General features: G+C 37.1%; 26 protein-coding genes. 19 read left to right on the forward strand and 7 right to left on the reverse strand.

Going from position 1 to position 23,833, the window contains the following annotated elements; all coding sequences use genetic code 11:
* Positions 1-3: 3 nt before the first annotated feature.
* From CCAL_RS01670 to CCAL_RS01710, 9 genes are read left to right on the forward strand one after another with little or no spacing between them, the layout of a single operon-like run.
* Positions 4-402, forward strand: a complete 399-nt coding sequence (locus tag CCAL_RS01670; protein WP_170015068.1) for a biopolymer transporter ExbD — start codon at positions 4-6, stop codon at positions 400-402.
* Position 403: 1 nt separating this feature from the next.
* Positions 404-1,273 carry a TonB C-terminal domain-containing protein gene (locus CCAL_RS01675; protein WP_170015066.1) on the forward strand — a complete coding sequence of 290 codons (870 nt, stop codon included), beginning with the start codon at positions 404-406 and terminating at the stop codon, positions 1,271-1,273.
* Positions 1,274-1,324: 51 nt separating this feature from the next.
* On the forward strand, positions 1,325-2,590 hold the full coding sequence (gene tolB / locus CCAL_RS01680; RefSeq protein ID WP_170015064.1) for a Tol-Pal system protein TolB: 1,266 nt from the start codon (positions 1,325-1,327) through the stop codon (positions 2,588-2,590).
* Positions 2,591-2,649: 59 nt separating this feature from the next.
* Positions 2,650-3,153 carry an OmpA family protein gene (locus CCAL_RS01685; RefSeq protein WP_169971818.1) on the forward strand — a complete coding sequence of 168 codons (504 nt, stop codon included), beginning with the start codon at positions 2,650-2,652 and terminating at the stop codon, positions 3,151-3,153.
* A 6-nt stretch (positions 3,154-3,159) separates the two neighbouring features.
* Positions 3,160-4,008, forward strand: coding sequence for a tetratricopeptide repeat protein (locus CCAL_RS01690; protein WP_170015062.1), 849 nt, complete (start codon positions 3,160-3,162; stop codon positions 4,006-4,008).
* A gap of 52 nt (positions 4,009-4,060) precedes the next feature.
* On the forward strand, positions 4,061-4,708 hold the full coding sequence (locus tag CCAL_RS01695; RefSeq protein WP_170015060.1) for an FKBP-type peptidyl-prolyl cis-trans isomerase: 648 nt from the start codon (positions 4,061-4,063) through the stop codon (positions 4,706-4,708).
* Between the two features lie 8 nt (positions 4,709-4,716).
* Positions 4,717-5,637, forward strand: coding sequence for an ACP S-malonyltransferase (gene fabD, locus CCAL_RS01700; protein WP_170015058.1), 921 nt, complete (start codon positions 4,717-4,719; stop codon positions 5,635-5,637).
* The gene (locus CCAL_RS01705; RefSeq protein ID WP_169971816.1) at positions 5,634-6,317 is read left to right on the forward strand and encodes a 5'-methylthioadenosine/adenosylhomocysteine nucleosidase; all 684 of its coding nucleotides are present in this window, start codon (positions 5,634-5,636) and stop codon (positions 6,315-6,317) included. The genes fabD and CCAL_RS01705 overlap by 4 nt, the downstream gene beginning before the upstream one ends.
* A complete protein-coding gene (locus tag CCAL_RS01710) occupies positions 6,314-7,060 on the forward strand; it encodes a tRNA 2-thiocytidine biosynthesis TtcA family protein (protein WP_170015056.1) in 747 nt (248 codons plus the stop codon). Before CCAL_RS01705 ends, CCAL_RS01710 begins: the two co-directional genes overlap by 4 nt.
* 8 nt (positions 7,061-7,068) lie before the next feature.
* Here CCAL_RS01710 and recO read toward each other — a convergent pair whose 3' ends face one another.
* From recO to bamA, 7 genes are all read right to left on the reverse strand, one after another.
* The gene (gene recO, locus CCAL_RS01715; protein ID WP_170015054.1) at positions 7,069-7,683 is read right to left on the reverse strand and encodes a recombination protein RecO; all 615 of its coding nucleotides are present in this window, start codon (positions 7,681-7,683) and stop codon (positions 7,069-7,071) included.
* Entirely contained in the window at positions 7,684-8,607 is a 924-nt protein-coding gene (locus tag CCAL_RS01720; protein WP_170015052.1) for a tRNA dihydrouridine synthase, read from the reverse strand. It abuts the gene before it with no gap.
* On the reverse strand, positions 8,604-9,605 hold the full coding sequence (locus tag CCAL_RS01725; protein WP_169971815.1) for a LapA family protein: 1,002 nt from the start codon (positions 9,603-9,605) through the stop codon (positions 8,604-8,606). The genes CCAL_RS01720 and CCAL_RS01725 overlap by 4 nt, the downstream gene beginning before the upstream one ends.
* 10 nt (positions 9,606-9,615) lie before the next feature.
* Positions 9,616-9,972 (reverse strand): RNA polymerase-binding protein DksA, encoded by a 357-nt coding sequence (gene dksA / locus CCAL_RS01730; protein WP_169937188.1) that lies wholly within the window; start codon positions 9,970-9,972, stop codon positions 9,616-9,618.
* Positions 9,973-9,981: 9 nt separating this feature from the next.
* Entirely contained in the window at positions 9,982-10,437 is a 456-nt protein-coding gene (locus CCAL_RS01735) for a 23S rRNA (pseudouridine(1915)-N(3))-methyltransferase RlmH (protein WP_169937190.1), read from the reverse strand.
* Between the two features lie 3 nt (positions 10,438-10,440).
* On the reverse strand, positions 10,441-11,385 hold the full coding sequence (gene accD, locus CCAL_RS01740; protein ID WP_170015050.1) for an acetyl-CoA carboxylase, carboxyltransferase subunit beta: 945 nt from the start codon (positions 11,383-11,385) through the stop codon (positions 10,441-10,443).
* Positions 11,386-11,533: 148 nt separating this feature from the next.
* Positions 11,534-13,771 carry an outer membrane protein assembly factor BamA gene (gene bamA, locus CCAL_RS01745; protein ID WP_170015048.1) on the reverse strand — a complete coding sequence of 746 codons (2,238 nt, stop codon included), beginning with the start codon at positions 13,769-13,771 and terminating at the stop codon, positions 11,534-11,536.
* Between the two features lie 94 nt (positions 13,772-13,865).
* On the opposite strand from bamA, the gene CCAL_RS01750 reads away from it, so the two are divergent.
* Genes CCAL_RS01750 through CCAL_RS01795 form a run of 10 tightly spaced genes read left to right on the forward strand, consistent with a single transcriptional unit; the run spans position 13,866 to position 23,758 of the window.
* Positions 13,866-14,696, forward strand: a complete 831-nt coding sequence (locus CCAL_RS01750; protein ID WP_169937195.1) for a prephenate dehydrogenase — start codon at positions 13,866-13,868, stop codon at positions 14,694-14,696.
* A gap of 59 nt (positions 14,697-14,755) precedes the next feature.
* On the forward strand, positions 14,756-16,126 hold the full coding sequence (locus CCAL_RS01755; RefSeq protein WP_170015046.1) for a M23 family metallopeptidase: 1,371 nt from the start codon (positions 14,756-14,758) through the stop codon (positions 16,124-16,126).
* 60 nt (positions 16,127-16,186) lie between these two features.
* Positions 16,187-17,071, forward strand: coding sequence for a UDP-3-O-acyl-N-acetylglucosamine deacetylase (gene lpxC, locus CCAL_RS01760; protein ID WP_170015044.1), 885 nt, complete (start codon positions 16,187-16,189; stop codon positions 17,069-17,071).
* 41 nt (positions 17,072-17,112) lie between these two features.
* The gene (locus CCAL_RS01765) at positions 17,113-17,514 is read left to right on the forward strand and encodes a glycoprotease (protein WP_170015042.1); all 402 of its coding nucleotides are present in this window, start codon (positions 17,113-17,115) and stop codon (positions 17,512-17,514) included.
* An 8-nt stretch (positions 17,515-17,522) separates the two neighbouring features.
* Positions 17,523-18,407 carry a homoserine kinase gene (gene thrB, locus CCAL_RS01770; RefSeq protein ID WP_170015040.1) on the forward strand — a complete coding sequence of 295 codons (885 nt, stop codon included), beginning with the start codon at positions 17,523-17,525 and terminating at the stop codon, positions 18,405-18,407.
* Between the two features lie 22 nt (positions 18,408-18,429).
* On the forward strand, positions 18,430-18,684 hold the full coding sequence (locus tag CCAL_RS01775) for a YlxR family protein (protein WP_169971810.1): 255 nt from the start codon (positions 18,430-18,432) through the stop codon (positions 18,682-18,684).
* The gene (infB, locus tag CCAL_RS01780; protein WP_172285032.1) at positions 18,671-21,337 is read left to right on the forward strand and encodes a translation initiation factor IF-2; all 2,667 of its coding nucleotides are present in this window, start codon (positions 18,671-18,673) and stop codon (positions 21,335-21,337) included. Before CCAL_RS01775 ends, infB begins: the two co-directional genes overlap by 14 nt.
* On the forward strand, positions 21,334-21,699 hold the full coding sequence (gene rbfA / locus CCAL_RS01785) for a 30S ribosome-binding factor RbfA (protein WP_169937208.1): 366 nt from the start codon (positions 21,334-21,336) through the stop codon (positions 21,697-21,699). Before infB ends, rbfA begins: the two co-directional genes overlap by 4 nt.
* The gene (gene rimP, locus CCAL_RS01790; protein WP_169937210.1) at positions 21,692-22,108 is read left to right on the forward strand and encodes a ribosome maturation factor RimP; all 417 of its coding nucleotides are present in this window, start codon (positions 21,692-21,694) and stop codon (positions 22,106-22,108) included. Before rbfA ends, rimP begins: the two co-directional genes overlap by 8 nt.
* Complete coding sequence (locus CCAL_RS01795; protein WP_170015036.1) at positions 22,109-23,758, forward strand: formate--tetrahydrofolate ligase; 1,650 nt, start codon at positions 22,109-22,111, stop codon at positions 23,756-23,758.
* Positions 23,759-23,833: the final 75 nt, after the last annotated feature.

Raw genomic sequence — 23,833 nt, forward strand, 5'->3', positions numbered from 1 at the left:
TATATGGCTTTAAAATTTGACGAGGGGCAACCCGAGCTTAATATTACTCCGCTTGTTGATATTATGCTCGTTTTGCTCGCTATTTTAATGGTAACAGCACCAACTATAGTTTACCAAGAGGATATTGCACTTCCTGATGGTTCTAAGACCAAAACTTCTGCAGCAAAGCAAAAAGACTTGGTTGTATATATTAATGTCGAAAGAAAAGTTAGGATAGAACAGGCTTTAATAAATTTAGCCGAACTACCTGATAATGTTATTTTAATGGCTGCAAAATATGACAAATCATCACCCGTATATATAAAAGCTGATAAAAATTTAAAATACGATGATGTTATGTTTGTTTTAAAAACATTAAAAAATGCCGGTTTTAACAAAGTTGCTTTAGAGACAAACGGATAATATGTCAGATCGTTCAAAATTTCCTACGATTAGTTCGTTTTTCGTAGCTTTATCTATGTATATATCAATAATTCTTGTTCTCTTCGTAAAACTTACATTTTTTACGGAGCCTGCAAAGAAATATACTGACGATAAAGATGCTTTTATGGATATTGTTATGGTTGAAAGCGAAATTGCTGAAACCATAAAAGCTCCAAAGCAAGAGGAAAAACAAAAAGAGACAAAACCTGTTCCTAAAGAGGAGGTAAAGGAAGAGCCTAAACAAGAAACTACAAACAAAGCAGTTCCGCAAGAACCTTTGCCAACGCCGAGTTTGCCTACTCCAAAAGGAGAGACCAAACCCACAGTCAAACTTCCACCTAGCCAAGATGAGCTTGCAAAAGAAGAACCAAAACCAGAAATTCCGGATATAAAAGACCTCTTTAAAAATATCGACACAGCAAAACTTAAAGAAGATAGCGGTATATCAAAACCGCAAAAAGTTCAAAGTCGTAAAAAAAGTGAAACATCAAATGCTGCTGAGCCTAGTTCACAAGCCAGCGATATAGTAAAAAGTTTACAAATAGACTCGACTCCAAAAGCTCCAAAATCACAAATGAGCGGTGTCTATGATCCGCTTATGGGAGCTATATCAAAACAGATACAAAGAAAATGGCAAAGCTATAAAGCAAATTCAAATAGTGTAGCTAAAATCAAAGCCGTTATTGACGGCAGTGGAAATTTCAGTTACGAAATATTAGAATTGCCGTATGATGCGGCTTTTAATGAAAAGGTTAAAGAGTGTTTAGAGCGTTTAACTCGTGAGAAATTTCCTTTTTCAGCAGGTAAAACGATATCCATTAGTCTTAGTTTAGAAGATAAATTAGAATAAATTTAAAAATTTTAGATACATTACCAAAAACAAAAATCAAATGGAGAGAGTATGAAAAAGATCGTTCTTTTTTTGTGTTGTACGTTGTGGCTTTATGCCGCTGATGCTACCATGTCTATTATAAATCAAGGTATCGCACTTCCCAAAATCGCTCTGCAAGACGCAACTACGGCGGTTAGTGATCCAAGTTTTAAAGAGAAATTTTTTAAGATTATGCTTGGGGATTTAAAGGTTAGTTCTGATTTTGAGGTTATTGAAGAGCACATAGCTTCTACCTACGAAGGCACGGCTGAGACTAATACTATGGGTGGTAAAGGTGTTGAGCTTATTTTTAGATACGCTCTTGAAGGCTCGGCAAATTCACCTTTGACATTAAAAGTTAAGTTGATTAATGCAAAAACTGCAAGTGTTAAATACGAAAGAATTTATACAATGCCAGATGGTGCGAAATATCCATTTTTGGCACACAAAAGTATAGTTGAGCTGACAAATGAGTTAAATTTACCTCCTGTTGGTTGGATGGAGAAATTTATTATCTTTTCAAAATACACATCTGCAAGACAAAGTTCAATAGTTGTGGCAGACTACACACTCACATATCAAAAAACTATAGTAAGTGGCGGGCTTAATATATTTCCAAAATGGGGTGGAGCTGATCAAACTAAATTTTACTACACTTCGTATGTGAATAACAAACCAACTCTTTTTAGATATGATCTTTCAAACGGAACTAAAAGTAAAATCATAGACAGCAACGGTATGTTAATAGCTTCTGACGTTAGCAAAGACGGCAATACGATTTTGCTTACAATGGCGCCAAAAGATCAACCTGACATCTATACATACAATATCGCCAGCAAAAAACTCACCCAAGTTACAAACTATCCTGGAATAGACGTAAATGGAAATTTTGTGGATGCAGACCAAAGAGTGGTTTTTGTTTCCGATAGACTTGGCTATCCAAATGTATTTGCCATAAATTCAAACGGAAGCGGAAGTGTTGAACAGATGGTTTTTCACGGTAAGAACAACAACTCTGTAAGTACATTTGAAAATTACATAGTTTATTCTAGCCGTGAAGACAACAATGATGCCGGAACTTTTAACATCTATCTTATCTCTACTAAAACTGATTTTATAAGACAGTTAACGGCAAGTGGTAAAAATAACTACCCTAGATTTTCAAGCGATGGACAAAGTGTTGTATTTATAAAACAGCTTGGTTCTCAAAGTTCTTTGGGGGTTATTAGGTTAAATGAGAATAGAAGTTTCCAATTTCCATTAAAAATCGGTAAAATTCAGTCAATAGATTGGTAAATTTTTGTAAATTTATGGTATAATTCCACACAAATTTTAAATCATTAAAAGGATTGCAAATGAAAAAAGTAGTTCTAGCAAGTGTTGCTGTTGCAGCTTTATTGTTGAGCGGTTGTAGCTCTAAAAACCCTGAGGTAGATATGAGTGCTGATGCTAATAAAGGTGCTGATACAAATATGATGAGCGATGCTGATAGACTAGCTGCTCTTATCGCAAATATCGAAGGTCAAGTTAAAAATGTATACTTCGACTTTGACAAATTCAACATTAAAGCTGACCAACAAGGTGTTGTAAGCGGTAATGCTGTAGTATTTAATCAAGAAGAAGCAAAAGCTCTTTCTATTAAAGTAGAAGGTAACTGCGACGAGTGGGGTACTGATGAGTACAACTACGCTCTAGGTCTAAAACGTGCTAAAAGCGTAAAAGACGCTCTTGTTAGAAACGGCGTTGATGCAGATAGAGTAGCTGTTGTTAGTTTCGGTGAGAGTAACCCAGTTTGCACAGATAAAACTAAAGCATGCGACGCTCAAAATAGACGTGCAGAATTCAAAGTTCTTCCATAATTAGTAATGAATCAAAAAATATTACTTCTTGCGGCCCTAAATTTTTGGGTCGCAATCTCTCTTTTTGCTGAAGTTTCTGCATTTGATGCCGGTAATATAAACACTGCTTCGCCTTATGGTTTAACAGACGGGGAAAAAGCTGCCTTAAGTAATAGGCGTAGTGTTCAAAATATTGAAGAAAATATGAATAGTGTTTCAGAACAGCTTCAAGGTCTTCAAAGTTTGATTGAAAGCATGAGTTTAAGGATGAATAAACTTGAGCAAAGAGTTGATGACTTAGAAACTAGAGTTAACGGCGATGTAAATAACTCTGGAAATAGCCTCGCTTCACTTAAAGCCTATGTTGAAGAAACAAGAAAAATTCAAGATAGAAATTATAAAAATATAACAGACACATTAAATAAATTAAGTGGTTTGATAGATAAAAAAAATACAAATACTTCAAATAGCCAAAAAGCTTCTGATCAAAATCAAAATAAAACTAAATCAAATTTTTCAGGTAAAAATGATAAAGATGTAATGTCTGACGGTATAAAACTTTTAAATTCAAATAAAACTTCCGAAGCTGCAGAGTATTTTGAATATCTTTTGAAAAAAAACTATAAACCATCTACTTCAAATTTTTATCTAGGCGAAGTTGCATATAAGCAAAAATCATACAGCACTGCAATAAAATACTATCAAAAAAGTATAGAAGCCAACGACAAGGCTGACTATACACCAAAACTTCTATACCATACGGCGATAAGCTTTGATAAAATAGGTGACACTCAAAGCGCAAATCGCTTCTATAAGGCTCTTAAGGTCGGATACCCAGACAGTAAAGAAGCCAAAGCCTCTCCAGATCGTAATTAACATTAAACTTTTTTAGATATAATCTTATTATTATTTTAATAAGGAGATATTTATGAGTAAAGATCAAGTCATAACTATGTTTTATGAGTTAAAGGATGCCGATAGCGGTGAAATTTTAGAGTCAAATATGCAAGGTGGCGCCGAAATTTCATTTATAACGGGTCGTGGCCACATTATAGAAAAATTAGAAGAAGAAGTTAGTAAATTAAAATCCGGAGATAGAACTGAAATTGCTATCAATGCTGCCCAAGCGTGCGGCGAATACAACGCCGAAGCTATCCAAGCTTTGCCAAAAGAACAATTCGCGGGTATTGATTTAAGAGAGGGCATGGAGCTATTTGGTCAAAATGAAGATGGCTCAAGTGTTCGTGTAATTGTTAAAGAGATTAAAGACGATGAAGTTGTAGTAGATTTTAACCATCCTTATGCGGGTCGCAACTTATTATTTAATGTTGAAATTCTAGAAGTTAGAGAAGCAACAGAAGATGAAAAGGCTACAGGCATGGTTGCCGGTGCTCACACTTGTGGTTGTGGCGGTCACGGACATGATCATGGCGATGGCGGCTGCTGCGGCGGACACGGTCATCATGAGCACGGCGATGGTGAGTGTTGTGGCGGTCACGGACATGGACATGATCATGATGACGATGATGACGATCATGGACACGGTGGCGGCTGCTGCGGTAGACACCATCATTAAGATATAGCATGAAAACAGCATTTATATTTCCTGGCCAAGGATCTCAAACTCTTGGCATGGGAAGAGAATTTTATGAAAATTTCAATAGCTCTCGTGAGCTACTAGAACTTGCGTCAGATGAGCTAAAGATCGATTTTAAAAATTTGTTATTTGAAGAGAATGACAAACTAAACATAAGCGAATTTACCCAGCCGGCTATTGTTTTAAATTCGCTTATGACATTTTTGGCTTTCAAGGAACGCATTAGTACCTCTTCAGAATTTTCTTTAGGTCACTCACTTGGAGAATTTAGCGCATTGGCTGTTAGTGGTGCATTCGAGTTTGTAGAGGCTTTAAAGATAGTAAATTTACGAGGAAAATTTATGCAGCAAGACTGTGACGGCAAGGGTGCCGGCATGATGGTTGTATTAAATTTAGCTGATGAAACTATAAATAATATCTGCCTTGAAGCAAGAACACAAGGGCTTTGTGCCTATGCTGCAAATTTTAACTGCAACGGTCAAGTGGTGGTAGCCGGTCTTAGTTCTGATCTGGCACAACTTGAGGCAAAATTTAAGGAAGCCGGTGCAAAAAGAGCTATGCTTTTAAATATGTCGGTTGCAAGTCACTGTCCTTTGCTTGAAAATGCTTCACAAAAACTTGGCGAAGAGCTTGCAAGATATCTAAAAGATGATTTTGCTCCGGTTGTATCAAATGTAACGGCAAAGCCTTATAAAAGTCGTAACGAGGCTTTAAATTTACTTAAAGAGCAACTAATCAAGCCAGTTCTTTATAAACAAAGCATAGAAAATAATCCCGTTGATATATTTGTTGAATTTGGTGCAAAGGTTCTAAGCGGCATAAATAAAAAAATCACCGATACACCTACGATCAGCATTACCGATATGGCAAGTCTTGACGAGGCTGTTAAAATTTTGGAGGATAAATGATAGCAATACTTGGTGCGATGAACGAAGAGATAACGCCTATTTTAAATAGACTACAAGGCTACGAAGTTATTGAGTATGCAGGTAATAAATTTTATACATCAAACTACAACGGTAAAGATATAGTTGTTGCTTATTCAAAGATAGGCAAGGTCAATGCCGCTCTTACAGCAAGTATTTTGATACAAAAATTTAAAGCAGAAAAACTACTCTTTACCGGTGTAGCGGGCGCTCTTGCCGATGGGCTTAAGATAGGAGATTTACTTTTTGCAACAAGTCTTGTTCAACATGATTTGGATATTACGGATTTTGGTCATCCTTATGGCTATGTGCCAGGTATTGAAATTTTTACAAAAACCGATGAGGGTTTAAATGAGATAGCAAAGAGTGTCGCTAAAAAACACGCCATAGATCTTAAAAGCGGTATTATCGCAACTGGCGATCAGTTTGTTTGTCGCCAAGAGAAAAAAGACTGGATAAAAAATACATTTAATGCTTCTGCGGTTGAGATGGAGGGTGCTAGTGTAGCGCAAGTTTGCACACAATTAGATGTGCCATTTTTTATGATGCGCGCCATAAGTGATGAGGCGAGCGGTGATGCAACATGTGATTTTGACGAGTTTTTGCATACTTCGGCTGAAGTTAGTGCGGATTTTGTTCTTGACATGGTTTCGCAACTATGATAGATCTTAGCAAAAAGCTACTTCGCGTAGTCGGTCAGACGAACGCTAAATATAAAATGTTTGAGGAAAATGACAAAATTTTACTTGCGCTAAGCGGCGGTAAAGACAGTATGACCTTGGCACACTTGCTTAAGCATTTTTGCTCGGTAAGCCCGTTAAATTGGGATTTTCAAGCTGTTACCGTTAGCTATGGTATAGGTGAGAATTTTGTTCCTATAAAAGAGCATTTTAAAGAGCATGAAATTCCTTACGAGGTCATTGACACTAATATCTTTGAATTTGGTAAGGAAAAGATCCGCGAAAATACGACTTTTTGTAGCTTTTGCAGTCGTATGCGTCGCGGATATCTTTACAGTTATGCGTTAAAAAACGGCTTTAACAAAATAGCCATCGCACATCATTTAGATGATGCTGCCGAGAGTTTTTTTATGAATTTGACATATAACGGAGCTCTAAGAACGCTAGCTCCAAAATATACGGCAGAAAACGGACTAAGTGTTATAAGACCGTTAATCTTAGTTCGTGAAAGACAGCTTAGGGATTGTGCGGTTAAAAACGAAATTCCTATAATGAACGAAGAGGAGAGCTGTCCTGCTAGAACATATGGCGGCAAGTCTCCACGTGCACGAGCTGAAACTAAAGATATGCTATCAAATTTAGAGCGTGAAAATCCAAAATTTTTCATTTCATTAAAATCAGCCTTTGAAAATATCCACTCAGATACATTTTTTAAGGCATATTAAATTTGATGTCAAAATCCTTCTAGGATGATTTGATAAATTTTATTTACATCATTGTCGCTTAGTTCTATCGTGCTGTTGGTGTTAAAAAGAATTTCTATCGCTTGCTTATCAAATTCATCTCTTTTAAAACAATGTGGATGCGAGAGTAGAAAACCTCTTGTTAGGCACACTTTATCCTTGATAACTTCATCGCAAACAAAGCACTCAAATTCGGAATGTAAACGTCCCTCGGCTTCTAAAATTCTAATATAACTTTCGATAATTAAACGTTTTGGATTGGCAAGCCCAAAGCGTTTGGCGCAAATTTCAAGCTCGTTAAAATAAATTTGATCTACACTGCCTATGTCTTTTAAATGCAGATAAAAAAGCCTCATTAATTGTTGCCATATAATAAGTTTGTCACGATTTGTGAGCCATCTAAAACCAAGATGCAAGACGCTTCTTAGTTGCGGTAAGAAATTTTGATTTTCTACAAGTTCAAAGTCGATTTTATATCCGGTCATAATATTAGCATGACGAGCGCCGTAAAACCGATAGGATTTTATAACGTTTTCTTCCGTTAGAATATACACCAAAAGGTCTTCGTCTTTAACCTTTTGCGTATGTATGATGTAGCCTTGCATCTAAGCAAAAAAACTCTCTATCAATGCTCGCATGACGCCAGTATCTTCGATACGGTTTATCTCGTTGCGAAAATTTGTAGCCTCGCTCATGCCTTTGCTGTATTGGTGTAGATGTTTGCGAAATATATTACTTCCACGTTCGCCGTAATGCTCTATCATTGCGTCAAAATGAGCCAAGATGATCTCTCTTTTTAAATTTATATCTACACTTTTGCCACTTTTTATCTCATTAAATATCCATGGCTTGCCGATACTTGCTCTTCCTATCATGAGGGCGTCGCAGTTTGTGGTATTTAAAATTTCATCAGCATTTTGTGCGTTTATATCTCCATTTGCTATAACGGGAATTTTAATGGATGATTTTACTTGTGCAATAGCGTCGTAATCAACTTGCGCGCTATAGCCACCGGCTCTTGTTCGTCCATGGATCGCAATGTAGTCAGCTCCAGCATCTTCACATGCTTTTGCGATGCTAACATGGTTTTTTTCGTTAAAACCAAGCCTTATTTTTACGCTTGTTAGTTTTTTATTGGAGGTTTCTTTTATTGTTTTTATTATTTGTTTTAAAAGTTCAAGATCGTTTAAAAGCGCCGATCCTGCACATTGGCGTACAACCTTTGGCACAGGACATCCGCAGTTTAGGTCTATGCCGTCTATATCGTCAAATTTATTGATTATTTGAACGGCTTTTTTGATGTTTGCTACATCGCTACCTGCTATTTGCACGATATATGGATTTTCATTTGGAGATTTCTTAAGCATTTCTAATGTTTTATCAGAGCTTTCATAGACCAATGCATTTGCGCTTATCATCTCGCTTACTGTCACATCACAGCCAAATTTCTTAACAACGCTGCGCAAAGGCAGGTCGGAAAAGCCTGCCAATGGAGCTAAAAATAGAGGTTTTTTAGAAAAGTCGATCATTTATAAAACAAAGAGGTGGATACTATCTTGCCGTTATCTCGTAAAAATAATAGAGTTTTTATCTCTTTAAACTCGTCGTTATCGCTACCTTCTATTGCATCTCTTACTTTGTCTATCATTTGAAGCTCATATAGGGCATATATGTAAGCTTCCTCTGCATCTGCATGATCAGTTTTTAACTGTTCAAATACCGCAATAAATGCATCCGGTTTTAGTTTGTCTTTTAGTAAAATAGCTGATTTTACGTATTGTTCTTTTGTTATTTTGACATTATTAAGTAGCTCAACTATCTCGTCTTTTTCTAAGGCTATCTCATCATTAACAAACCTACTTACGATAAGCATTATCTCGTCAGCGCTAAGGCTAAAATTTGCTCTTTTTATCTCTTGATAGCTTGTTGTTTTTATCATTTTCTCGCGCACCGCTTTAAGTAAAGACTCGTCTGCATTTGAAGAATTTTTTAAAATTTCAGCGTAGTAGTTGCTTAGTTTTTCTACTTTATTTACTTCGTTCTTTAAATTTAGAGGATTTTCTTTTGGAAGTTTAAATTTTTTGATATCAACAACGTCGCCGTTTTGAACACTTTTTACATTTTGTATTACGCTATTGATTTCAGCATCTTCGATACTAGTGTCTTTGTTTTGATTCCAAGGAGACAGTATGCGAAGTATTTGAGCTGGAATTTTATAAATATCTGTTTTAAATTCTTTGTTTGACTCAAGACCAAGTAAAATTTCTTTTGTCATCTCTTTATATAATGCACCGTCTTTTTTGATGTTTCTTTTATATCTATACATACTAAAACTGTGATAAAGTATATGAAGCACTGCAAGCAGCGAAAAAAGCGCAACTGGAAGCATAAACCATATAGCAAGAGGAAGGGTTAAAGAGTAATCTAAAAGGTTAAATGTATGTTCAGAGTTATCTAGCGTGTATATAAATGCGCCGACCAAACAAACGTAAATGACAGAGTAGATAAAAAATCGTCTAGTTTTCATCCGATATCCTTTATTTTTTGGCTGTTTTTTCCACTATTTCACGACATGTTATGCAGTATCTTGCATGTGGTTTTACTTTAAGCCTAGCCATGCCTATCTCCTCTTCACACATTTCGCAAATTCCGTAGGTATTGTTAAAAATTTTACTCAAAGAGAGTGCTATCTCGTCAAGTTCGGCTCTTTGTTGAGCTGAGATTGATTGTTCGATTAATTGATCGGTATTGATGGAAGCTATGTCAAATTCGTCACTTACGCCACTATCTCTTAAGCCGTTTACCTCACTTGCAGCATCGTCAATGTTCTTTTTTATTTGAATTTTTCTATCTTCAAGAAGTTTCTTAAAAAATTCTAAATCTTTTTGTGTCATCTATGTCCTTTATTTATGATAGGGATGGTTTGCATTTATACAAAGTCCTCTAAAAATTTGCTCAAATAGCATGAGCTTGGCTATCTTGTGCGCCAATGTCATCGGGCTTAGACTAATGATCTTGTCTGCTTTATTTTTTAAATTTTCACTAAGGCCGTAAGCGCCACCGATGAAGAAGTTGATTTGATTGTTGTTTTCAAAAATTTTTGCAAAATCTTTGCTGTTTAAACTGCTTCCGCGCTCATCAAGCATGATGCAGTAGCCTTTTAAATTTGGCTCATAAACTTCGTCATAAGCCTTTAAAGCATCATTTGCTCCTATGCTTTGAGCCTTTGCGATTTTATCATTAAAAAGTATTTTGTCTTTAATATTTGCAAATTTAGCCGACATTTTTATATACTCTTTGATCTCTTTTTCAAAGTTATCGGCTTTTGTTTTTTGTATACTAAAAACAGAAATTTCCAACATTTAGCCTTTGTTTTTTAACTTTAATTCAAACGGCTTATCGTTAGAATTTAAAAATTCTTGATTTTCCAACTCATCAAGGGTTGGTTTTTTGTGCTTAAGCGGTGCGTTGTTTGTTAAAAATTTTATTATATCGCTTATAAATTTCTTATGTTCGTTTCTAGGAACGATAGCATCGATAAGTCCGTGTTCTAGTAAAAATTCAGCCCTTTGAAAACCGTCCGGCAGATCAGCTCCGATAGTTTGTTTTATAACACGCTGTCCTGCAAATCCTATAAGTGCACCGGGCTCTGCTATGATAATATCTCCAAGCCATGCAAAACTAGCGCTTACACCACCCATGGTAGGGTCTGTTAGGACAGAAATGTAAGGAATTTTAGCCTCATCAAGAAGCTTAAGAGCTGCAGATGTTTTTGACATTTGCATTAAAGAAAATGTGCTTTCTTGCATTCTTGCTCCGCCTGAAGCGCTTATGATAACTAATGCTTCTTTCTTTGTGATAGCGCGCTTGATAGCACGAACGATCTTTTCTCCCTCTACCGAGGCAAGAGACCCACCCATAAAGCCAAAGTCAAATACCACAAGTTGGATACCAACACCTTCGCATTTCGCTTCTCCGCAAATTACTGAGCTGTTTCGTCCCGTTTTTTCACTACTTTCGCTAATACGCTTTTTGTAAGATTTTTTATCAACAAAATTTAGCGGGTCAACAGGCTTTAAATTTGCATCAAATTCAACAAATGTGCCTTCATCGCATATAAGTTTTATACGTTCTTCCGGTTTTAATCTCATGTGGTGAGCGCACTTTGGGCATACGTTAAAACACGCCTCAACCTCTTTATAATACATTAACGAGTGACAGCGGTCGCACTTTACCCAGTGAGTTGGCGCCTCTTCCGGGCGTGGCTGCGTTTTTCGTATTTTGGAAAAAATATCGGTAAAATTCATTTTCTGACCTACTTAATTACAAAATTGTTCGGATTATATCTAAAATTGCCTTTTTTTTTCTTATAGGTGATTTAAATTTATAAAAATATTGTCTTTATGTTTTTGGTATATAAGGAGGGGCGACGCGGAAATTTCCGCGTCAAAGAGATTAAAATCTTCTTCCGATAGTAAATTCAAATGTGTTTGTTTCGTCGTTATGTTTTTTATCAAGAGCTCTTGCAAAGATAAGTTGTAGTGGTCCAATAGGTGTAACCCACTCTATACCAGCACCGACGGATGAACGTTTTATCTCGTTTAGGTTTTTCTCTCCGATCATACCGTAGTCATAAAACAATACGCCACGCATTTTAACGCGCTCTATTAATGGAATACTTAACTCAACAGAGTTATTAAAGGCTATTTGACCACCTGTTTCATACCATTGTCCATCTTTGGCTAGCACTTTTGGAGAGACGCTTCTACTTTCATATCCACGTAAATTTCTAATGCCGCCAAGGTATAATTTTTCGTTGATAGGCACATATCCATTATCCCATATCTTGCCAAAATTTGACTTATATCTGATGATTAGGTCATAATCGATATATTCTCTAAGACCTAGATAATAGTTGAAATTTGTTCTATTTTTAAAGAATTCCTCATCTCCGCCAAGACCGGCAGCTTCAAGAGAAGTGCCTGCGATAATACCGCGACGAGGCAGATAGTAGTCGTCTGTGCTGTTGTACGAGATAGCTGGTATTATAGAGCTTTTTATGTTTCTGCCCTCTTTATATCCTACCTCTTTTAAGACATCTTTTAGTCCTTGTATATCACTTTGTTCTATGACATATGTTAGAGAGGCATTTAAATTTCTTGTAAGTTTTCTACCGACTGTGGTACTAAAGCCGTATGATTTTTCATCATAACTATCCCAGTCGTAATCGTTTGCATAGATGCTTCCGCCCCAGCTGTATTCTGAGTCAAATACACGCGGGTTTGTAAGGCTGATTTGTCCTGAAAGTTCATCGTCGCTTTTGTCTATACTGATGGTTCCTTGCATGCCAGAGCCAAATATATTTGTATCAGAAAGTGAAGCGTTTAAAAGTAGACCGTCAGAGCTACCATAGCCGATACCACCGCTAATGGTTCCTGTAGACGCCTCTTTGACTTCAACTGTTAGATCTACTGTGTTTTTATCTACTCGCTCTTCTTTGATATCAACATCATCAAAGTAGCTCGTTCTTTTTAGTGCATCTTTTGAGTCTTGAAGATCGGTTCTGCTATATAAATTTCCCTCGGTTAGATATAGTTCTCGTCTAACAACGCGGTCAACAGTGCGGTCGTTGCCTGCAATTTGAACATTTCTTATGTATACTTGTTCGCCGGAATCTACTTCGTATTCGATATCAACCGTTTGGTTGTTTTCGTATTTTTGAGTTTTTGGGTAGACCTTAACAAACGCATAACCTTTATCGGCTACTAAGTCATCAAGCTTTTTCATGTCTTGACGAAGACGAGCCGAATTCATGCGGTCGCCAGGCTCGAGTTTAAAGTCTTTTAAAATTTCATCCGTATCAAGCTCAAGCTCACTTGGTGCATTTATGCCGACTTTTGCCACGTCATAAGGTTTACCTTCGTGGATATAGTAAGTAAGATCGGCTGTGTAGTTATCAAAAGATGAGTTTAGATAAGGCGAAGATACGGTTGCGTCAAGATAACCTTTTTGAAAGTATCTATCTTGAATTCTTGCAGGATCATTAGGAAGCTCTTGAAGCTTGACTTTGCCGTCATTCCTGCCCCACATCCAACCCATAAATTCACGACTTTTGTTTGCTACAAGCGGCTCCATGTCACTGTAGTCGAATTTTTGTACGCCTATTAAATTTACTTTATTGATTATCATGTTTTCGCCGCGGTTTACGTTCATTGTTATAAACAGTGAGCTTTCATTGCCTGCAACAGCCTCTTTTTGCACATCTACAACCGTGTCAAAATAGCCTTTTGATTCGTAATATTGGCGAATTCTCTCTTTTGTTTTTTCTATGATCAAGTCGTCATACATATTGCCGGGCTTTATGCTTATTAAAGACTCGATAGCTGTTTTGTCGTTTGTTACTACACCTTTTATGTCAAGTCTTGCAATGCTTGGCTTTTCTTTTATGTTTACGGTTATGTTGCCTTTATTATCCGTGTCTATCCAGATGTCTTGCATGTAGCCTTGTTTATAAAGGTTTATTATCGCCCTGTCTGTCGCATCGCCGGTAAGCTCGTCTCCTACTTTAAGACCCATTATATCCTTTGCGACTTCTGGTGAAAGGTGGATAAGTCCTTTGAAATTTATAGACTGAATTTTTTCCGCATTTAGGCCGCTTAGAGCCAAAAGTACTAAAAATAAGCTTTTTTTCATTAAATTTAACCTAAATATTGAGTATAAAGACGTATAATATCATATTTATTTTTAAAATATATAAAAATTGACAAAATTTAAAAGGGCGTTAAATATGAAAGTTGGGATAGTTGGACTAGGATTAATCGGCGGTTCATTGGGGCTTGCATTAAAGGATGAAAAGCTTATATCTTGTGTTAGCGGATATGACATAAAACAAGAGCATCAAAGCAAGGCGCTAGAGTTAGGACTTGTGCATGAAATTTTAACTCTTGATGAAATGAAAAGAAAATGCGACATCATCTTTCTTGCTATACCGGTTGAAGCGATAATCCAAACTATGCAAAATTTAAACGATATCAGCGATGATACTACGATTATTGATTTTGGTTCTACAAAACAAAAGATCATCCAAGCCGTTCCAAAAGAAATTCGTAAAAATTTTATACCGGCTCACCCGATGGCGGGAACTGAATATTCTGGGCCGGAAGCCGCGTTTAAAAGTCTTTATAAGGATGCAGTTGTTGTGGTTTGCGACTTTGAAGAAAGTAGTGAAAAGCATGTTAAGCGCTCGGTTGAGTTGTTTTCTCATCTTGGTATGAAGATCGTCTTCATGAGCGCAAAAGAGCACGATCATCATGTCGGTATAATCTCGCATCTGCCTCACGCTATCGCATTTTCTTTGGCAAGTGGCGTTTTAAAAGAAGAGGACACAAGGCATATTATGGCGCTTGGAGGCCCTACATTTCGTGGTATGATCCGTGTTGCAAAAAGTTCTCCTATAATGTGGAGTGATATTTTTAAGCAAAATAAAGACAATATTTTAGAGGCGATTAAAATATTTAAAAACGAACTTAGCGAATGCGAAAAACTAGTTCAAAACGAGCAGTGGAACGAACTTTACGACTGGATGAGTCAGGCTAGAAAGATACGCGAAATTTTATGATTAACTTAAAATTTATTCGCTTTTTTGTAAAATTCACGAAAAATTTAAGGGTGATTTGAATGAGAAGACAGGGTTTTAACGGGTTTTTTGTAGTTTTGATTTTATTGATCATGGTTATAGGCGGAGGTATTTTTTATCTTTTAGGTTCTAATAATTTTGAAAGAAACAAGCCTATTATCGGTATAAAAGATAAGGTTTATTGGAATTTAAGATCACCGATGAATATTAAATTTCAAGATGACAGCGGAGTCAAATTTGTTCGTATAAGCATGAATGACGGACAAAACGACCTAACTGTACTAAATCAAGTAATCGACAATCCAACGCAGCAGCTTGACATAAATTTAACATTTCCTAAGACCGGTTTTTTTAGCGCAAAAGAGACCTATGAGATGACGATAGAAGCTGTTGATACAAGCAGGTGGAATTTCTTTTTAGGTAATAAATCAGAAAAAAAAGTTCAAGTTATACTCGATACTACAAAACCCGAGCTTTACGTGCTTTCTCAGTCGTATTCTATATCAAAAGGCGGTAGTGCGGTTGTTGTATTTAAAGCAACTGATAACGAAATGAAAGAGGTTTTTGTTCAAACTAGCTATGGCAAGCAGTTTAAAGCAATACCTTTTTATCAAGAAAATTATTACATGGCTGTGCTTGCATGGCCGGTTAATGTCGAGAATTTTAGTGCGGATGTGATAGCGAGGGATTTTGCGGGCAACGAAAGCAAGGCTCGCGTTAGATATTTTTATCAAAATGTAAAATACAAAACATCTACAATCGCGTTAAAAGATAATTTCTTGGATGGTAAAATTTCAGATCTTACCGATCAATACGCAAAAGATGCGTTAAATTTATCACGTCTTGAGAAGATGAAATTTATAAACGAAACTTTGCGAAATGAAAATAATAAAAAAATCTCCGAGATAACATCTAATGTTGATGCAAATTTAATTAGCGACTTTGCGGTTAATACTTTTTATCCGTTAAGAAACGGTAAAAAAGTGGCTGACTTTGCGGATCATAGGTATTATACATACAACGGACAACCTGTTAGTGAGTCTTGGCACATGGGAATAGATTTTGCTAGCGTAGCACAAGCTCCTATCGTTTCAAGTAACGCAGGCCGGGTGGTTTTTGCGGGAGATAATGGAATTTATGGTTTAAATATCATAATAGATCACGGTTTTGGTATCTACTCTTTATATGCACACTGTTCAAGCTCTAATGTAAAAGAGGGAGATAATGTTGCTCCAGGAGAGCAGATCGGAACAACCGGGATAAGCGGACTTGCGCTTGGAGATCATTTGCACTTTGGAATTTTAGTGCAAGGCGAAGAAGTAAGGCCGCAACAATGGATGGATAAAAAGTGGATAAAGGATAATGTTACCGATGTTCTTGATGCTGCTAAAAAAATGATAGACAAGAAATAATTTGCAAAAATAACTTTAAAATGCTATTATTTCACGATTAAAATTTATAAAGGAAAATAGTTGAAACAAACTACTATTGCAAGAAGGGTCGAGACCGTAGGTATCGGGCTTCACAAGGGTGAGCCGATACATTTAGCGCTTGAGCCTCTTGATGCAAATATGGGTATAATTTTTCATAGAACCGACCTGGGTATAAGTTTTAAAGCCGAGCCGTCAAATGTAGTAAACACTCAAATGGCAACGGTTGTCGGAAATGAAAAAGGTTTTGTAAGCACGATAGAACATTTGTTAAGCGCGATAAACGGATACGGCATAGATAATATTAGAATTTTGCTTGATGCAAATGAAATTCCAGTCATGGACGGTAGCGCGATAAGTTTTTGCATGCTACTTGACGAAGCTGGCGTAGTTCAACTTAACGAGGGCAAAAAGGTTATCTTGGTGCGTCGTGAAGTAGAGGTTGCTGAGGGGTCTAAATTTGTTAGAACACTGCCTTCTTCAAACCCAAAATTTGACTACACTATTAAATTTAACCACCCGGTTATCGGCGAACAAAGATATGTTTTTGAATTTAGTAAGACAAATTTCATCAAAGAGATAGCAAGGGCAAGAACGTTTGGATTTTTAAAAGATCTTCAAATGCTTCAGGCTCAAAATTTAGCTCTTGGTGCTTCGCTTGATAATGCAGTAGCCATAGACGATAATAGAATTTTAAATCCTGAAGGGCTAAGGTTTGAAAACGAATTTGTAAGGCATAAAATTTTAGATGCCATCGGCGATCTTAGCTTACTTGGTGCACCTTTGCTTGGCGACTACGTCGCATTTGCAGGTAGCCATGACTTAAACCACAAGCTAACATTAGCGATCTTAGCTGATGAGAAAAACTACGAAATGGTAACGCTAAGCGGCGAACTGCTAAAAGATTACCAAAGGGTTTTTGCATAAAAAATATCGATATTCTTGTCGTTTCATTAGTCTCGCCTCTCATGGTGGGACTATATGAAAACGACGTAAAATTTAAAGAAATTTCCACCCAAGATCATGTCAGCGAAGCTCTGATAGAGATTTTAGAAGAGCTAGATAAAGAGTATAATATACAAAAAATAATCTATGCAAATACACCTGGAAGCTTTATGGGTTTAAAGGTGGCTTATGTGATTTTAAAGACCTTTTGCGAGGTTAGAGGCTGTGAGTTTTATGCGGTAAGCGGATTTGATCTAAATGAAAACAACCCAATAAGAGCAAACAAAAAATTAAGCTTTGTAAAGTATGATAATAAAATTGTGCTTGAAGAAAAAGAGCCCGTAAAATTTAAACTTCCTCAAATTTTAGATAAATTAAAACTAAATTCAGATACACTACCTGATTATATTATACAAGCAGTTTAGGAGTCTTTTTGAATATCATAGTTCCTGCAACTAGTGCAAATTTAGGACCCGGTTTTGACGCACTAGGGCTTAGCGTCAGTCTTTATAACGAAGTTAGCATACAATCTGCAAAATTTAGCTCCGTTTCCATTAACGGCGAAGGTAGTGAGAATGTAAATTTAAAAAGAAATAATCTTTTTATCAGCATATTTAATGAAATTTTTACCGAACTTACCGGAGAAAATGAAAATTTTAGAGTAGTTTTTGATAATAAAATCCCATTTTCCAGAGGACTAGGAAGTAGTTCTGCAGTTATTGTCGGGGCCATAGCGAGTGCGTATGTGATGGCTGGATTTAAGGCAGATAGGCAAGTTGTTTTAAACAGAGCTTTAACTTATGAAAATCACCCTGACAATATCACTCCTGCAACTCTTGGCGGGTTTATAAGTGCGGTTGTTGACAGTGGCAGAGTTTATGCCAATAAATTTGAAGTAGACGATAGTCTAAAAGCCGTGGTTGTTATACCAAATGTTGCCATGAATACTAATCAATCAAGAAGCGTTTTACCTAAAAACTACACGATAAAAGAGTGTGTAAATAACCTATCTCATGCTGCGTTTTTAACATCTTGTTTTTGCTCTAAGAGATATGATCTTTTAAAGATAGCGTGTAAAGATATGATGCATGAAGAAAGGCGTATGAGCGCACTTGATGAGTTGTTTGAAGTTAGAAAGCTAGCTTATGAAAACGGTGCGCTAATGAGCTCTTTATCAGGTTCTGGGTCTAGCTTTTTAAATATCGTTTATGCAAACGACGCTCAAAATTTTAGAAATAAATTAGCCGGTAAATTTAATAAATTTAGGGTTGAAATTTTTTCATTTGACAACGACGGTTTTCAAATAATACAAAGCTAAAAAAAAGCAAAAAAAAGATATAATGAATAAGAACAGCCCTATAAGAACGTGTGTTTCATGCAAAAGCAAAATGCCTCAAATAATATTAAAAAGATATAGAGTTATAAGCGGTGTGATACAAACCGGAAAAGGCGACGGTCGCAGTTTTTATTTGTGCGACAAATGTTTACAAAAAGACGAAAAAATTTTAAAAAAAATACTTGACAGATATATAAAAAGCGTTATCGGCTTAGAAGCGTCAAATTTAAAGGAGAAACTCTTAAATGAGCAGTGTTAGAATTTCAGAGATAGCAAATGAACTTGGCTATCCAAATAAAGAAATAGTCGAAAAGGCTCAAGAGCTAGGACTTAATGTAAAAACGCACTCAAATTCAGTTAGTTTTGAGGAAGCCGAGGCTATATATGAATACGTTCAAACAGGTATCGTGCCTGATAAATTTAAGAAAAAGAAGGGCGAAAGTAAGCCTAAAAAAGAGTCTAAGATAGATGTAAGCAAAGACGATAAGCCTTCTAAAAAACCAACCCAAAGCTCTAAAAAAGTTGAAACAGTTGAAGTAAGGCAGCCAAAAGAGACAAAAAAAGAAGACGCTCAAACTAAGGCACAAGAGCCAAAAATAGCTACAAAAGAGAGCGCTCAAGTAGAGGTAAAAGCCACTGAGTCGGTAGAAGCTGAGTCTAAAAAAGAGGAACAAAAGCCAAAAGAAACTCTCGCTGATGTTAGTCAAAAGCGTCGCGGACTTGTAATAGTTAAAAAGCGCAAAGAGGTTGAGTCAACTCCTTTAAAAGCGCAAAGCAAAGCTCAAAGCGCACAGGCTGAGCAGGTAAATTCTTTAAAAAGCATGTTTTCAAGTAGTGATGAAAGTTTATCTCGCAAGAAGAAAAAGGATGTTAAAAAACAACCTGTAAATTCAAAAAAAGATAGCAGTGAAAGAGTTGAACTTCTTGGAGGAAGTGACTTTGGTGATATCGTTCTTGAAGATGATAATGTAGTTGTTTTACCTGATTTTACATTTAAAACCCCAACTCCTCAGCCAACACAAAAAACGAAACAGCCACCCGTTTTTAAAAACTCACAAAACGCACCTTCAAATCCTTTTGAGGGCGGCATACAAAGACGCGCTAGGAAAAAACATAAGAAGCCGGAAAAAAATCAAAACAGCGATATTGTAACCTCTGTTAATATCCCAAAAGAGATCCGTGTATATGAATTTGCCGAGAAATTAAACAAACAACCTAGCGAGATAATCGGTAAGCTATTTATGCTTGGCATGATGACTACCAAAAATGACTTTTTGGATGAGGATGCGATTGAAATTTTAGCTGATGAGTTTAATGTTGAGGTTAACATCATCGATGATCAAAAAGAATTTGACTATGTCGCCGCCTATGAAGAAGAGATAAAAGATGATGAGAATTTGGTATTACGTGCCCCTGTTATAACCATTATGGGACACGTTGATCATGGTAAAACTTCACTATTAGACTATATCCGCAAGTCACGTGTTGCTTCAAGTGAAGCAGGGGGTATCACTCAACACGTTGGTGCATATATGGTAAATAAAAATGGCAAAAATATAACATTTATCGACACCCCTGGACACGAGGCGTTCACTGCGATGCGTCAAAGAGGCGCAGGAGTTACCGATATTGTTATTATCGTTGTAGCTGCCGATGATGGCGTAAAGCCTCAAACAAAAGAGGCTGTGGCTCACGCAAAAGCAGCTGGTGTGCCTATAATCATTGCCATAAACAAAATGGATAAAGAAGCGGCAAATCCAGATCTTGTAAAAACAGGACTTGCCGAGCTTGATATAATGCCTACCGAGTGGGGCGGTCAGCACGAATTTGTGCCGATTTCTGCTAAAACCGGTATGGGTATAGATGATTTGCTTGAGATAGTGCTTTTACAAGCTGAAATTTTAGAGTTAAAAGCAAATCCAAAAGCCAATGCAAAGGCTACTGTAGTTGAGAGCTCGTTACAAAAAGGAAGAGGCTCAGTTGCTACTATAATCGTTGAAAACGGCACGCTTCGTGTAGGGGATACCGTTGTTGCGGGTGTGGCATACGGTAAGATAAGAAGCTTGCTTGATGATCAAGGCAAGACCCTAAAAGAGATAAAACCTGGAGAGTGTGGTGTTATCGTAGGTCTTAGCGAGGTAGCTGAAGCGGGCGAGACGCTTATAGGTGTTAAAACAGACAAAGAAGCACGCGAATATGCCCAGAAAAAGGCTGAATACCTACGTCAAAAAGAACTTAGCAAATCAACAAAAGTCAGCCTTGATGAGCTTAGCGCTAAGATCGCCGAGGGTGAACTAAAAACTCTACCTGTTATCATAAAAGCAGACGTTCAAGGCTCGTTAGAGGCACTCAAGGCTAGCTTGGAGAAATTAGCCAACGATGAGGTAAAAGTAAATGTTATACATTCAGGCGTTGGCGGCATAACTCAAAGTGACGTATCTTTAGCAAGCGCAAGCGCAAACTGCGTTATACTCGGTTTTAACATACGTCCGACAGGCGAGATAAAAGAAAAGGCCAAAGAGAGTGGTGTTGAGATAAAAACATACAATGTTATCTATAATCTAATCGATGACGTTAAGGCTATCTTGGGTGGTTTAATGTCTCCGATTATCCGCGAAGAGCAGCTTGGTCAGGCTCAAGTTCGCCAGGTTATAAATGTCCCTAAAGTAGGTACGATAGCAGGTTGTATGGTAACTGAGGGCACTATAAACCGCGGAGCTAAAATTCGTCTTATTAGAGACGGTGTTGTTGTTTATGAAGGCACGGTTAGCTCGCTTAAACGCTTTAAAGATGATGTTAGAGAGGTTGCCAGAGGTTATGAGTGCGGTGTCGGTATAGAGGGCTATAACGACATACGAGAAAATGACTATATCGAAAGCTTTAAAGAGACACAGGAGCAAGCTACTTTATGAATGCAAACGAGATAAAGCGCCTACGTACTGAAAGCATACTAAAAGAGCTTATACCAGAAGCTCTTGCTACGCTTGATGATGAATTTTTAAAAGGACTTTGTGTAACGGATGTCGAGTGTAAAAAAGGCAGATACGATGCATTTGTATATCTTGATAAAACGGGTTTTGACGAACGTGAACAAAATTACATCCTAGGACATCTAAAGCGTGTTTCAAAACTCTTGCAAAACCATTGTATGGCGGCTGAGGGTTGGTATAGGGCGCCGAATTTTCATTTTAAATTTGATGACAGGTTAGAGTATCAAAACCACATGGATAAACTTTTTGACAAAATTTCAAAGGATTTAAATAAAGATGAATGAGTTACAAGAGCTTGTTAAGCAGTGCGGTGTCGAGCTTTACGATACCGAAATAGCAAATGAAAACAGCAAGGTTATCTATAGAGTTTATATCACAAAAGAGGGCGGAGTAAGTCTTGATGAGTGCGAGAGTGTGAGCAGGCTGCTTTCCCCGATATTTGACGTTACGCCTCCTGTTTCTGGAGAATATACTCTTGAAGTAAGCAGTCCTGGACTTGAGCGCAAACTAAGCTTACCAAAGCACTTTAAAGCAAGTATCGGCGAGCTTGTAAAAGTCCAAGCTGCTGAGCTAAAAATTTTAGGAAGACTTGTAAAAGCCGATGAAGAAAACATCTGCATTGAAAATGACGAAGGAATTTTTGAGATCAAAATTTTAGATATTAAAAAAGCAAAAACATATTTGGAGTGGTAAATGTTAAGTGATATCGAGATCACACATCAGGCTAAATTAGAGCATATTTCAAAGATTGGTGAAAAGCTGGGGCTAAAAGAGGACGATATCGAACTTTATGGCAAATACAAAGCCAAAATCACTCCACACTTAAAAGAGTCTAACTCAAAACTTATCCTGGTAACAGCTACCAACCCAACACCTTTTGGCGAGGGTAAGACTACCACTTCTATAGGATTAGCCGATGCGTTAAATTTGCTTGGCAAAAAAGTCTGCTTAGCTCTTAGAGAGCCTAGTCTTGGACCTGTTTTTGGTATAAAAGGCGGTGCGGCAGGAGGCGGTTACTCTCAACTTGCGCCGATGGAAGATCTAAATTTGCATTTTACGGGTGATTTTCACGCTATAACATCTGCAAACAACCTTATTTCGGCTATGATCGATAATAGCCTGCATCAAGAAAATCCTCTTAAAATAGATAAAATCTTATGGAAGCGTTGCATGGACATGAATGACCGCGCGCTTAGATTTATAACGGTTGGACAAGGCGGAAAAGCCGATGGTGTTGAACGCGAAGATGGGTTTAATATAACAGCGGCAAGTGAGATAATGGCGATACTTTGTCTTGCTACAAGCCTTGCTGATTTAAAAGAGAAAATTTCAAACATAATGGTTGCTTACGACATTGACGGCAAGCCGATTTATGTGCGCGACCTAGGTTGTGCGGACGCAGTTTGTATACTTTTAAAAGATGCGATCAAGCCAAATTTATTTCAAACGATCGAACATACGCCAACCTTGGTTCACGGTGGACCGTTTGCTAATATAGCTCACGGTTGCAACTCCATAATCGCAACTAAAACTGCGTTAAATTTAGCTGAATATGTTGTGACTGAAGCCGGTTTTGGCTCAGAGTTGGGAGCTGAAAAATTTATAGATATAAAATGTGCAAAAGCCGGATTAAAGCCTGACGCGGTCGTTTTGGTGACAACGATCAGATCGCTTAAATACAATGGAAATGCAGATAAGAGCGAGATAAGTGTGCCAAATATGAGAGCTCTTAAAGAGGGTATCGCAAATCTTGGTGGTCATATAGAAAATTTAAAAGACAAATTTGGTTTAAATTTGGTTGTGGCGTTAAATAAATTTGGATTTGATGTTGACGATGAGATAAATTTTGTTCGCGAATACTGCGCTAAAATGGGCGTTAAAATGGCAGTTTGCGAAAATTTTGCCAAAGGTGGTGAGGGTGGAGTAGAGCTTGCAAATTTTGTTTTAAAAGAGCTTAAAAAGCCAAGTCATGTAAATTTTATATATAAAGCAAGTGACGACATAAAAACCAAAATAACAAAAGTAGCTACACAAATTTACGGCGCAGATGATGTTATTTTTGAAGACATGGCACTTAGTAAGCTTGATAAGATAAGCTCTTTAGGGCTTGATAATTTGCCTGTTTGTATAGCAAAAACGCAGTATAGCTTTAGTGACGATGCTAAGCTTTTGGGACGAGCAAAGGGCTTTAAATTTAGCGTAAAAGATCTTGAAATTCGCACCGGAGCCGGTTTTATCGTGGCAGTGTGCGGCAAGATAATGTTGATGCCGGGGCTTTCAAAAAAACCAAGCGCTATGGATATGCGCATAGATGAAAACGGCGTTATAAGCGGACTTGCGTGATATTAGCTTAATAATAATCCTTTCTTTTTGGTTATAGCGAGTATAGACGTTTGGCATTTATACTCGCTTTTAAAT

The organism is Campylobacter sp. RM6914, assembly GCF_004803835.1.
Classification (GTDB): domain Bacteria; phylum Campylobacterota; class Campylobacteria; order Campylobacterales; family Campylobacteraceae; genus Campylobacter_A; species Campylobacter_A californiensis.